Genomic DNA, 12,097 nt, shown 5'->3' with positions numbered 1-12,097 from the left:
ATTGCTTTGTCAAGCGGATAAAATCATCCGCTTCGCTACTTGATTCGGTTAAATTTTTTCAATCTTATATCCAAGCCCCCACACAACCTTCAGGTATCTTGGCTCCCTTGGATTAATCTCAATTTTTTCTCTGATATGCCGGATATGCACTGCCACCGTATTATCTGCAGCAACTGCTTCCTCATTCCAGATATTTTCATAAATCTGATTAATAGAAAATACCCTTCCCTGATTCTTCATCAGAAGAAACAGGATATTGTACTCAATAGGTGTCAGCTTCACTACATCACCGTCCACCCTGACTTCCTTCAGGTCATCGTTTATGCTCAGACCTCCTGTCTCGTAGATATGAGCATTCTCCACAGGTATTGCTGCTCCCAGCCTTGTATATCTTCGAAGCTGTGATTTCACCCTTGCCACCAGTTCCAGGGGATTAAAGGGCTTGGTTACATAATCATCTGCCCCTACATTTAATCCAAGGATCTTATCTGCATCCTCTGATTTCGCAGAAAGAATAATGATCGGAAGAGGATTTTCTTCCCTTATCTTCAAAGTAGCCCGGATGCCATCCAGCTTCGGCATCATAATATCTATGATCAGCAGATCCACCGACTGACTGCGCAATGCGTTAATCGCCTCCACACCGTCGTATGCCTTCAGGACCGTATAGCCTTCCTGCTCCAGATAAATACTGATTGCCTCTACAATGTCTTTATCATCATCACAGACCAGAATATTCGCCACTTTACACACCTCCCTCATCATCCGAAATGCCTGTCTGAAATCTCTCATGTACAGACACTCCGGCTTCTTATTTTATGGAATTGCTATAATATTAGAATAATCAAAGCATCTTAATATGAAAGGGACAAATTCTTAAGATTTTCTTATGATTACTCATCGTGCATCTTGTGGAAAACATTTTTCAAACGCACTCTGATGTTTCATTATATCATCTCACATATATTACTTCCATAAAATATACCTGCACTTACCAAATCATTCTTGTACTTACGCTTTTTTGTGATAAACTGTAAAAAAGAAAAATCAACAAATCAAATCCGAGGTGTAATATGCTCAATAAATTTAACAGCTTTATGGAAAAATGGATGCCCTTTGTAACGCCGGTCTGCCTTATGGTGGGCGTACTTTTTCCGGAGTTTGCAAAACATGGTGTACCTTATGTCACCTATGTTTTTGCTTTTATGACCTTTATCGGAGCACTGAAATCCAGATTTCTGGATATAGCAAATGTATTTAAACGGCCACTTCCTCTGATCCTGATGTTTCTGGTTCTCCATGTTCTGATCCCGGTGACTGCCTGTGGTGTGGGACATCTGCTCTTTCCGAAAAATATTAATTATATTACTGGGATTGTACTGGAATTTTCAGTTCCCGTAGCAGTGATCAGTCTGATGTGGGTATCCATTTATAATGGAAACAATCCCCTTTCCCTTTCACTGGTCATTTTGGATACAATCCTTTCGCCCTTTTTGATCCCTACCACATTGAAAATCCTAATTGGATCCAATATAAAAATGGATACTGCAGGAATGATGAAAGAACTGGTATTTATGATTGCTCTTCCGGCAGTGATTGCCATGTGCCTTAATGAATTCAGTCATGGAAAAGTAATGGAAACCTGGCCAAAAAAACTTGCACCTTTTTCAAAAATGTGTCTGATTTTTGTGGTGACTTCCAATTCCTCCAAGGTTTCTCCCTATATAAAGCATCTAAATGGAGAACGTCTGGCTGTAACAGCTATAATTCTGGTATTGTCTGCCAGCGGATATGCCATTGGCTGGCTGATTGCCATCATGACGAAGCAGGATAAGGAAGCTACCGTTTCTATGATCTATGGCTCCGGTATGCGTAATATCAGCGCTGGTGCAGTGATCGCCGGTGCATATTTTCCTGCAGAATGTCTGTTTCCGGTTATGATCGGAACCCTGTTCCAGCAGATTCTGGCAGCATTTTACGGAAGCCTTGTGCGCCGGGTACAAATGTCACAATGTAAAAAAGAAGATATTTGATCCATAATAATTGACGAAAAAATACGAATGTGCTTTAATTAATTTAACTACTTGACTATGTCAATACTATATTTTTTCACATGCATCATATTTTTAAGAAGAACAGGAGGAAATTCAAATGGGACTTATAGCTATCAGCAGTCTGATGCTCTTGGGCGGTATGTATCTGATGATTGCATTCGCATGGTGGCTTCTGCAGATCATTGCCAACTGGAGAATCTTTACCAAAGCAGGGGAGGCCGGATGGAAAAGTATTATTCCAATATATGGCGATTATATTTCTTATAAAATCGCATGGCAGCCTGCATATTTCTGGCTGACTCTCATCCTGGGAATCGTATCCTCTTACCTGCAGGGAACTCTGGAAACAGGCGAAAGCTTAACAGTCTACATGCTCGTCATACTGATCAAAATCATACTTGTCGTCATCAGCATTATGTACAGCATTAAGCTTGCAAGAGCCTTCGGCAGAGGCACAGGATTCGCCATTGGCCTTATCTTCTTACCGCCAATCTTCATGCTGATCCTTGGCTTCGGCGATGACAGATATTATGGACCAGATAAATAAACAACCTCTAAATGAAAAAATCCTCATTGATTCTGGTAAAAACATTTCAGGGGACTGACCGTACTCCCGGTCAGCCCCCTGCATATATTTTACATTTTACAGTTGCAATCCTTTTTTACAATTATTCTTCTACCTTCATCTCCCGAACGATCTTACGCAGTTTCAATACCATAGACGGTGCCACAGACAGTTCATCCAGTCCCATGCGTACAAACTCCTCAGTCAGGGTAGTATCTGCACCCAGTTCTCCACAGATGCCGGCCCATTTTCCACATTTATGTGCATTGTCCACTACCATCTGGATCATTCGAAGCAGTGCTTCATGGTGTGGATTATAGAACTCATCCAGTTTCTCATTCTGACGGTCAATAGCCAATGTATACTGTGTCAGGTCGTTGGTACCGATACTGAAGAAATCTACCATTTCCGCAAGTCTGTCACTGATGATCGCTGCTGCCGGAGTTTCAATCATAATTCCCTGCTCAGGAATCTTGTACTGAATCTCCTGTGCTTTCAGCTCCTCTTCAACCTCTGCCACGATCTCATAGATTTTCTTGACTTCCTCAGTGGAAGTGATCATGGGATACATAATAGACAGATTTCCATATACTGCTGCTCTCAGGAGAGCACGAAGCTGTGTCTTGAAGATTTCCGGCTGCTTCAGGCAGATACGGATTGCACGATAACCCATAGCCGGATTATCTTCATTTCCCAGATTAAAGTAATCTACCTGCTTGTCTGCTCCGATATCCAGTGTACGGATGATCACTTTCTTGCCTGCCATCATCTGTACCGCCTGCTTATAGGCCTGGAACTGTTCCTCTTCTGTAGGGAAATCATTTCTGCCCAGATACAGGAATTCACTTCTGAAAAGACCGATTCCTCCTGCATCATTTTCCATAACATAGCCGATATCTCCAACACTTCCGATATTGGCATAGATATTGATTTTATGACCATCCAGAGTCACATTTTCCTTACCCTTAAGTTCCTGGAGCAGTCTGAGCTTCTCTGCTTCTTCCGCCATTTTCTCTGTTGTCTGTGCTTTCACAGTCTCATCCGGCTCAAAGATCACAGTACCCTGGAATCCATCTACAACTGCTTCCATTCCTGTGTGAATTTCTTCCAGATTCATATCCACACCGATCAGCGCCGGAATATTCATCATACGTGCAAGAATTGCTGTATGGGAATTGGTGGAACCATGAACTGTCACAAATGCCAGGATCTTGTCTTTGTCCATCTGTACCGTTTCACTTGGGCTCAGATCATCTGCCACAATGATTGATGGTTCAATTGAACTTAAATCTGCATCATCCTGTCCGCTGAGATTACGGACCAGACGCTCTGAAATATCCTTGATATCTGCAGAACGTGCTTTCATATAATCATCATCCATGGAGGCAAACATTTCAGCAAAATTATCGCCTGTAGCGGCTACTGCATACTCTGCATTGATCTGCTCTGTACGGATTGTATTCTGGATTGCTTCCAGATAATCATCATCCTCCAGCATCATCTGATGTACTTCAAAAATAGCAGCACTTGCTTCTCCAACCTCTTGAACAGCTTTATCATAAAGCTTCTGGAGCTGCTCCTTGGATTTTTCCAGGGCTTCATCTACTCGTTTGATTTCCGCCTCCGGATCCTCAATCCGTGTACGTTTTACCTGATAATCATTTTTCTTCAGAACCACAACCGGTCCCATTGCAATTCCCTTATACACAGATTTTCCCTGATAACTCTGCATTGTTTTTTCCTCCTTCTTATTTATGATGAATTTTAATATGTATATCCCTGGCTGAAATTATAAGTTATTCTCAAAAAATGCCTTTAACTCAGCAATTGCGGTATCCTCATCAGCCCCTTCTGCACTTACGGTAACTGTATCGCCCTGCTTTACGCCCAGAGACATAAGCATCATAAGCTGTGTCAGTTTTTTTGTTTTGTCACCCTTTGTGATCGTACATTCGGACTGGAACTTCTTTGCCTCTTTTACCAGAAGTCCTGCTGGTCTTGCATGAATTCCAAGTTCGTCTTTAACAGTATATTCAAATGATTTCATCCTTTTATTCTCCTCTGATTTTTATTCTTCTTCCCTGTCCATCATTCTCTCCAGGTGCATCGCCAGATAACCGATCTCTATATCCGGTATGGGAAGCTTCAGGCTTTTCTCCATTTTACGACAGATTTTCTCAGCTGTCATATAGGGCCCGGGAAATTTCACAGACATGTAGTCATTCAGACTCATTTTCAGCTTTTCCCCATGGATGGCTCTGGCAACCATATATCGTACATGGTTCATCAAACGGTTATAGCTCAAAGACATTACATCAATAGATTTTCCGGTCTCTTCCTCAACCATACAGATACATTCCCTGACTGTTCTGGCGATTTCCATTGCCTGAGAAACATTCTCATCCACAATGGCAGCATGAACATGGAGGGCAATATATCCGATCTCATGTTCATCGATCCTGATTCCCAGTTTTTCTTTCAAAAGGTCACGGATACATCCCGCAACCTTATATTCTTTATAAAACATAATACGGATGTCATCTGTCAGTGGATTGCTGATCTGCTCACCGTTCTGTATACGGCGGACAGCGAAATCAAGATGGTCTGCCATGGTAAAAAGAATGGAACGGTCAACCTTTCCAAATTCCTTTTCTGCCTGATTCAGCACCTCATTGGCAAGCTCCAGACACAGTGGAGAAACAGACTTTATAATTTCCTTTGCCTCTCCACGGTCTGTCAGCTCCTTCAGAGAATATACCCTGGCATCTCCGGTTACAGAAACTGTCTGTCCCACTTTTTTGCCAAAAGCAACTCCCTTTCCCATAATCAGACATTCCTGATCATTTTTACTCTGAATTCCCATAAAGGAATTATGATTTAATATTTTTGTTATCCTGTATGACATCCGTATTTTCCCCATCCGGCCAGATATTACTGAAGAACCTCTACCTCAAACAGCGGCTCTCCTGCTTTTATCTGACCCTCCTTCAAAAGATGGATTCTCTGGTTATCCTCCAGTTCTGTACAAAGAACAGGGGATACGATAGAGGGCGCATTCTGGCTCAGATAATCCAGATCCAGTTTCAGCATAGGATCTCCCTTCTTTACCTCCTGACCACTTTCTACCAGTGCCTCAAATCCTTTTCCATTTAATTTTACTGTATCAATTCCCACATGGATCAGCAGACTGATTCCTGACTCTGTGATAAATCCAATGGCATGCTTTGTGTCAAAAACAAAGGCTACCTCGCCGTCTTCCGGTGCATATACATAAGGATCTTCCGGTGTGACTACTGCACCGTCTCCCATCATTTTCTGGGCAAAAGCCTCATCCGGTGCAGTGACAAGATCTGCCGCTGTACCACTGATCGGACTGGAAATCACAATTCTGTCCACAACCTTCTGTCCTGCTTCCTCTTTTGGAGTTTCTGTTTCCTGTACCTGTGATTCTGCTGCTGGTGTTTCCAGTGTATCCGGTGCTGTTTCCAGATAATCTTCCAGATTAGACTTGATCACAGTAACGTTAGGGCCGTAAATAACCTGTACACCCTGTCCCTTGTGTACCACTCCGGATGCACCTGTTGCTTTCAGAACTCCGTCATTTACCAGTGCTGCATCCTTTACTGTACAACGAAGTCTTGTGGCACAGCAGTCCACATCACTGATATTTTTCTTGCCACCCAGACCTCTGGTGATTGCTTCACTGACAGAATCTGCTCCGGCCTCTGTATTCTCACCCTTCTGTGCTTCTTTGCGGGCATTTACATCAGCCTTTGTATAAAGCTTAGTCTCTGTGTCATCATCCTCACGGCCAGGTGTCTTGAAATCAAACTTTTTAATCATAAATTTGAAAATAAAGTAATATAAGAAGAAATAAATAATACCTACCGGAATAACTCTCATCCAGCTTGTTTTCTCATTTCCCTGAAGAATACCAAACAGGAAGAAATCCAGGAAACCACCGGAGAAGGTAAGTCCTACTGCAATATTCAACATATGCGCGATCATGTAGGCACTTCCTGCCAGCACTACCTGAACTGCAAACAGTGCCGGAGCAACAAACAGGAATGAAAATTCCAGTGGTTCTGTGATACCGGTTGCCATACATGCCAGTGCTGCAGACAGCAAAAGACCGCCTGCTGCTTTTTTCTTCTCAGGCTTTGCACACTGATACATTGCCAATGCCGCACCCGGAAGGCCAAAGATCATGAAAATAAATTCTCCGGAGAAATATCTGGTTGCGTCTGCACTGAAGTGTGCAATATTAGCAGAGTCAGCAAGCTGGGCAAAGAAAATATTCTGTCCACCCTGAACCATTTTTCCGGCAACCTCCATGGTGCCACCCACAGCAGTCTGCCAGAAAGGCATATAAAATACATGATGCAGGCCAAAAGGAATCAGCGCACGCTTGATCAGACCAAAGATCAGTGTTCCCACATAACCGGTTCCTGTTACCAGTCCGCCCAGTGCATAAATACCATTCTGGACTACCGGCCATACAAAATACAGAAGGATTCCCACAAACATATATACAATCGTGGAAATGATCGGTACAAAACGGGTTCCTCCAAAAAAGGAAAGAGCATTTGGAAGCTGTATCCTGTAGAATCTGTTATGCAGGGCAGCTACTCCCAGTCCTACAATAATACCGCCAAATACACCCATCTGGAGTGACTGGATACCACATACAGAGGTAATGGTTCCCTCCAGAACAGTCTCTGCCACCTGTCCGTTGTCAAGGATCTGTCCTGTAACAGTAAGCATGGCATGGATTGCTGTATTCATTACAAAAAATGCAATAACTGCTGATAAAGCTGCAACCTCTTTTTCCTTTTTTGCCATACCGATGGCTACACCTACGGCAAAAATCAATGGCAGGTTATCAAATACCGCACTTCCCACACTGTTCATGATTACCAGCAGGGAGTGAAGCAAAGTACCCTCACCAAGAATCTTTGTCAGACCATAGGTTTCAATTGTGGTTGCATTTGTAAAAGAACTTCCGATACCGAGAAGCAGTCCCGCTACCGGCAGAATTGCGATGGGAAGCATAAAGCTTCGTCCCACTCGCTGCAAAACGCTGAAAATCTTGTCTTTCATGTGACTCTTATCTACCTTTCCTGTTTCATAGTTTCTGCGTAAGCAGACATATCTATTTACGGAAATAGTTTCTGCATAAAAGACCCTTTTCAACCGGTTTTTGTACAAAAAAGGCATTAACATACATAAACTCTCTCCGTTATGTATAGTTAATGCCTCCAAAAATCGAGTTACACACTACAACTATTGAAAATATATCACGCAAAATTCTCTTTGTCAACCAAAAAATGCTTGCAGGCTGCCGCTTAGATGCCTTTAGCTTTTTTCACACATGCTGTCTGTGCTTCAATCACTGCACTACGCAAACCCTTTTCTTCCAGAACACGGACTGCCTGAATGGTGGTTCCTGCCGGGGAGCAGACCATATCTTTTAGTTCTCCCGGATGTTTACCTGTCTCAAGCATCAGCTTTGCACTTCCAAGTACAGACTGTGCAGCAAATTTATAAGCCTGTGCCCTTGGCATTCCGTCTGCAACTGCTGCATCTGCCATTGCCTCAAGAAACATAAATACATATGCCGGTGAACTTCCGGAAACTCCTACCACTACATCCATAAGATGCTCCGGAACCACTTCTGTCTTTCCAAAGGTATTGCACAGCTCCACTGCCATCTGTGTTTCTTCCTCTGTTACCAGATTGTTTACGCAGAGTGCGGTCATGCCTTCACCCACCATAGCAGGTGTATTTGGCATAGTACGGATAACTTTTGTTTTTTCTCCCAGATGTTCCCCAAGCCACTGCAAAGTTTTACCAGGTGCAATAGAGATAAAAATCTGATTTTCCTTTACGCTATCCTTAATCTCATCCAGAACTCCTTCAAGAAACTGAGGTTTCACAGCCAGAAAAACAATATCAGCAAAATCCACTACCTGAGCATTGGTGTCTGCCTTGCAGATACCAAGTTTCTTTTCGATTTTTTCACGGGTTTTGTCTGATTTTGCAGATGCGATCATATCTGCTGCCTTTACTTCTCCACTTTTCAGAATTCCCTTTAACATGGCTGTTGCCATATTTCCACAACCGATAAAACCAATTTTCATAATAATCCACTCCTTTGCGAAAATATTACCCTTCTGCTTTCTATCATACCCGTTTCCCTGCCAAAAGTAAAATACTATCTTTTTATTTTTTTCGGGCACAAAAAAACCACTTCCTCAGAAGTGGTTTCTTCAGCAGGGCTACAAGGATTCGAACCTTGAACTGACGGAGTCAGAGTCCGTTGCCTTACCGTTTGGCGATAGCCCTTTATTTAATTTGTGTCACTCGCTTGCGACAAGTGATATTATATTATAGGTCAACCAAAAAAGCAAGCCCTTTTTTGAAATTTTTTTAATTTTTTTTATTTTCTTTATTTCATCACATTTTTAAGAAAATAATCACTTTTCAGACTTCCCGTCAAAGGGATATTCCCACTTTAGTCAAATTGCACTTTTTAGATTTACATTGGTTAAAAATATGCTATAATCATAGGAAAGATTTTACATTATCTTAACCAATTTATAACTGTTCAGTAGCTTTGCCTGCCAGCAGACTACTGACAGCTGCATTATATAAAAAGGAGAAAAAAATGCGAGCAAATAATCTGACCCTGCTTACGGACCTCTATGAACTTACCATGATGCAGGGCTATTTCAAAAATCCAACTAACCAGACTGTTATCTTCGATATGTTCTACCGCACTAATCCTTGCGGCGGTGCTTTTGCTATCACAGCAGGACTGGACCAGATGATCGAATATATTGAAAATCTCCATTTTACAGAAGAAGACATCACCTATCTGCGAAGCCTGAATATTTTTGAAGAAGATTTTCTGGAATATTTAAGCAACTTCCAATTTACAGGTGACATTTATGCGATTCCGGAAGGAACTGTTGTTTTCCCAAGAGAGCCACTGGTAAAAGTCGTTGCTCCGATCATGGAAGCTCAGCTGGTAGAGACAGCGATCTTAAACATTATCAATCACCAGAGTCTGATTGCAACCAAAGCAGCACGTGTATGCTACGCAGCCAAAGGTGATCCGATTATGGAATTCGGTCTGCGCCGTGCCCAGGGTCCGGATGCGGGTATTTTCGGTGCCCGTGCCGCAGTAATCGCCGGATGTGCCGGAACCTCCTGCGTACTTACAGGTAAAATGTTTGATATACCGGTTCTGGGAACCCATGCCCATAGCTGGATCATGAGTTTCCCGGACGAATACACAGCATTCAAAACCTATGCAAAACTTTATCCTAATGCATGCACCCTTCTGGTAGATACCTATGATGTATTGAAATCCGGTGTACCGAATGCGATCCGTGTATTTGAAGAAATGCGCGAAGAAGGTATTCCACTTACCAAATACGGCATCCGTATTGACAGTGGTGACCTGGCTTATCTTTCCAAAGAAGCTTATAAGATGCTGGCTGCTGCCGGTTTTGACGATGCTGTGATCTCTGCTTCCAGTGATCTGGATGAATACCTCATTGAAAGCCTGAAAGCCCAGGATGCCAAGATCAATTCCTGGGGTGTAGGCACCAAGCTGATCACTGCTGATGACAATCCTGCTTTCGGCGGTGTATATAAGCTGGCCGCTGTAAAGGACGCAGACAGCACTGAATTTACTCCAAAAATCAAGCTTTCCGAAAACACAGAGAAAGTAACCAACCCTGGAAATAAAACCGTATATCGTCTCTACAGTAAATCTACCGGCAAGATCAAAGCAGATCTTATCTGTCTTGCTGATGAAAAGCTTGATGCAGACCAGAATATGGTTCTCTTTGATCCAATCGATACATGGAAAAAGACAAAAGTTCTCGGCGGAACCTATGAAGTACGTGAGCTTCTCATTCCGGTTATCAAAGAGGGTAAACGGGTCTATAATTCTCCATCTGTAATGGAGCTTCGCGATTACTGTCAGAAAGAACAGAATACTCTCTGGGATGAATCCAGACGTTTCGTAAATCCTCAGAAAGTATATGTAGACCTTTCTCAGAAGCTCTGGGATCTGAAAAAGAATCTTCTTGAAGAAATGAGTGAGAAATCCCTCAACTGATCCTAAAATCAGATCAGACATAATAAAAAAGACAAGTCCCCGTTTTCAACTGCTTATTGATTTTTGCAGTTGAAGCCGGGGACTTACTTGATTCAGTTAAAACCTATGCTGACATCGCAGATTTCACTTTTAGTCCCAACTCTCATATTGGGTCCAAAAAGCCCTACACCAGATGTAACAATATTATGCATATTTCCCTTCTTCAGATAACCACAAGGATTTTCCCAGAAAAACCGGATCACAATATTTCCCGGAAATACCTGTCCGTCATGAGTATGCCCGCAGAGATCCACATCCACGCCCGCATCCGCCAGTTCCTGCAGCTCTCTCGGCTCATGATCGATAACCAGTACAGGCAGTGACAGGTCCATACCCTCTGTGATTTCCTGTGGAGTCTTTCGTTTATCAATCCCCCGTCCGGGACGCTCATAATCCGGTCTGCCATACAGATAAAAGGAATCATCGATGAGCACATACTCATCTCTCAGAAGCGTAATCCCCGCTTTCTCCAGAAATTCATCCATCTCCGGAATACTCTCTTTCTTTTCCTTACTGCCAAAGGTAAATCCTGCCAGGATCTTTTCCTGGATATCGTGATTTCCGTAACATGCATACACACCATACTTTGAGCGGATTCCTCTCAATATCTCCGCCAGTTTTTCCGGATCATCCAGTGCCTCATATTCGTTGTCAAAAATATCTCCTGCCACCACTACCAAATCCGGTTCCTGCTCATTGATCTTCTCTGTCATCTGCGCCATCTGCTTGCAGCCAATATTATATCCCAGATGAAGATCTGCGACCAGAACCACATTTAACTCCTTCATACTTCCTGCCTTTTTATCAACAGAAATATTATACTTCGTTGTATGTATATTTCCAGCACTGAGCACTCCGTGAATACTGACTGTCGAAATGATCACCGCACAGACAGCTCCCACAACAGCAGTTCCCATATTGCTGAAAAGCAGTTCTCTTCCCGGAAAACCAAGATTTCTAAGAGGATATTTCAGTAACAGTCTCAGTCCATCCGCGATTCCCAGAGTCATAAGTGTATACATCAAGACACCAAGCCAGTAATTGCTCAAAAGCTTCATAAACCTCCTGAATCCAGACGCAGGTGCCATAAATGCGATCAGTATACTAAACACTACAAATAAATATACAAGTCCAATCCCCCTGCACACCCACACATTCTGAAAAACCGTATGTAATACCTGAAACCAGTGCAGGCTGCGAAGCAGGATATATACACACACCAACAGATAAAAGGGTGCCAGATATATTGCAACCATATAATATGTCTCCTTTCCAACGCTCATTGCCGTAACAATTTCATTATTATAA

The 12,097-nt window shown here is 42.6% G+C and carries 10 protein-coding genes and 1 tRNA gene; 3 read left to right on the top strand and 8 right to left on the bottom strand.

The window, feature by feature from the left end; genetic code table 11:
• Window positions 1-48: 48 nt before the first annotated feature.
• The gene (locus H8Z82_RS10560; RefSeq protein ID WP_118610433.1) at window positions 49-744 is read right to left on the bottom strand and encodes a response regulator transcription factor; all 696 of its coding nucleotides are present in this window, start codon (window positions 742-744) and stop codon (window positions 49-51) included.
• A gap of 329 nt (window positions 745-1,073) precedes the next feature.
• On the opposite strand from H8Z82_RS10560, the gene H8Z82_RS10555 reads away from it, so the two are divergent.
• Together H8Z82_RS10555 and H8Z82_RS10550 are read left to right on the top strand one after the other, a co-directional pair.
• The gene (locus tag H8Z82_RS10555) at window positions 1,074-2,033 is read left to right on the top strand and encodes a bile acid:sodium symporter family protein (protein ID WP_186995088.1); all 960 of its coding nucleotides are present in this window, start codon (window positions 1,074-1,076) and stop codon (window positions 2,031-2,033) included.
• Between the two features lie 118 nt (window positions 2,034-2,151).
• On the top strand, window positions 2,152-2,601 hold the full coding sequence (locus H8Z82_RS10550; RefSeq protein WP_186995087.1) for a DUF5684 domain-containing protein: 450 nt from the start codon (window positions 2,152-2,154) through the stop codon (window positions 2,599-2,601).
• Between the two features lie 121 nt (window positions 2,602-2,722).
• Here the strand turns inward: H8Z82_RS10550 and ptsP are convergent, their stop codons facing one another.
• The 6 genes from ptsP to H8Z82_RS10520 all read right to left on the bottom strand — a co-directional run bounded on the left by ptsP (window position 2,723) and on the right by H8Z82_RS10520 (window position 8,964).
• On the bottom strand, window positions 2,723-4,351 hold the full coding sequence (gene ptsP / locus H8Z82_RS10545; RefSeq protein ID WP_019160323.1) for a phosphoenolpyruvate--protein phosphotransferase: 1,629 nt from the start codon (window positions 4,349-4,351) through the stop codon (window positions 2,723-2,725).
• 57 nt (window positions 4,352-4,408) lie between these two features.
• Entirely contained in the window at window positions 4,409-4,666 is a 258-nt protein-coding gene (locus H8Z82_RS10540) for an HPr family phosphocarrier protein (RefSeq protein ID WP_019160322.1), read from the bottom strand.
• A gap of 21 nt (window positions 4,667-4,687) precedes the next feature.
• A complete protein-coding gene (locus tag H8Z82_RS10535) occupies window positions 4,688-5,524 on the bottom strand; it encodes a PRD domain-containing protein (RefSeq protein ID WP_186995086.1) in 837 nt (278 codons plus the stop codon).
• 26 nt (window positions 5,525-5,550) lie between these two features.
• Entirely contained in the window at window positions 5,551-7,719 is a 2,169-nt protein-coding gene (locus tag H8Z82_RS10530) for a PTS transporter subunit IIABC (RefSeq protein ID WP_186995085.1), read from the bottom strand.
• Between the two features lie 245 nt (window positions 7,720-7,964).
• Complete coding sequence (gene proC, locus H8Z82_RS10525; RefSeq protein WP_186995084.1) at window positions 7,965-8,759, bottom strand: pyrroline-5-carboxylate reductase; 795 nt, start codon at window positions 8,757-8,759, stop codon at window positions 7,965-7,967.
• A gap of 133 nt (window positions 8,760-8,892) precedes the next feature.
• A tRNA-Gln gene (locus H8Z82_RS10520) sits at window positions 8,893-8,964 on the bottom strand.
• Window positions 8,965-9,286: 322 nt separating this feature from the next.
• On the opposite strand from H8Z82_RS10520, the gene H8Z82_RS10515 reads away from it, so the two are divergent.
• Window positions 9,287-10,750, top strand: coding sequence for a nicotinate phosphoribosyltransferase (locus tag H8Z82_RS10515; protein ID WP_186995083.1), 1,464 nt, complete (start codon window positions 9,287-9,289; stop codon window positions 10,748-10,750).
• Window positions 10,751-10,842: 92 nt separating this feature from the next.
• Here the strand turns inward: H8Z82_RS10515 and H8Z82_RS10510 are convergent, their stop codons facing one another.
• Window positions 10,843-12,045: a metallophosphoesterase gene (locus tag H8Z82_RS10510; protein WP_186995082.1), complete on the bottom strand. Its 1,203-nt coding sequence runs from the start codon at window positions 12,043-12,045 to the stop codon at window positions 10,843-10,845.
• Window positions 12,046-12,097 lie beyond the last annotated feature (52 nt).

The sequence above is a fragment of the Blautia difficilis genome (genome assembly GCF_014297245.1).
GTDB classification, from domain to species: Bacteria; Bacillota; Clostridia; order Lachnospirales; family Lachnospiraceae; genus Blautia_A; species Blautia_A difficilis.
The sequence above is the reverse complement of the archived record's forward strand: the minus strand, read 5'-3'. Positions and strand labels throughout refer to the sequence as shown.

Excerpts from the sequence above, each read along its gene's own strand:
- H8Z82_RS10555 (WP_186995088.1), top strand. The coding sequence starts at position 1,074 with ATGCTCAATAAATTTAACAGCTTTATGGAAAAATGGATGCCCTTTGTA.
- H8Z82_RS10550 (WP_186995087.1), top strand. The coding sequence starts at position 2,152 with ATGGGACTTATAGCTATCAGCAGTCTGATGCTCTTGGGCGGTATGTAT.
- ptsP (WP_019160323.1), bottom strand. The coding sequence starts at position 4,351 with ATGCAGAGTTATCAGGGAAAATCTGTGTATAAGGGAATTGCAATGGGA.
- H8Z82_RS10540 (WP_019160322.1), bottom strand. The coding sequence starts at position 4,666 with ATGAAATCATTTGAATATACTGTTAAAGACGAACTTGGAATTCATGCA.
- H8Z82_RS10535 (WP_186995086.1), bottom strand. The coding sequence starts at position 5,524 with ATGTCATACAGGATAACAAAAATATTAAATCATAATTCCTTTATGGGA.
- H8Z82_RS10530 (WP_186995085.1), bottom strand. The coding sequence starts at position 7,719 with ATGAAAGACAAGATTTTCAGCGTTTTGCAGCGAGTGGGACGAAGCTTT.
- proC (WP_186995084.1), bottom strand. The coding sequence starts at position 8,759 with ATGAAAATTGGTTTTATCGGTTGTGGAAATATGGCAACAGCCATGTTA.
- H8Z82_RS10515 (WP_186995083.1), top strand. The coding sequence starts at position 9,287 with ATGCGAGCAAATAATCTGACCCTGCTTACGGACCTCTATGAACTTACC.
- H8Z82_RS10510 (WP_186995082.1), bottom strand. The coding sequence starts at position 12,045 with ATGGTTGCAATATATCTGGCACCCTTTTATCTGTTGGTGTGTGTATAT.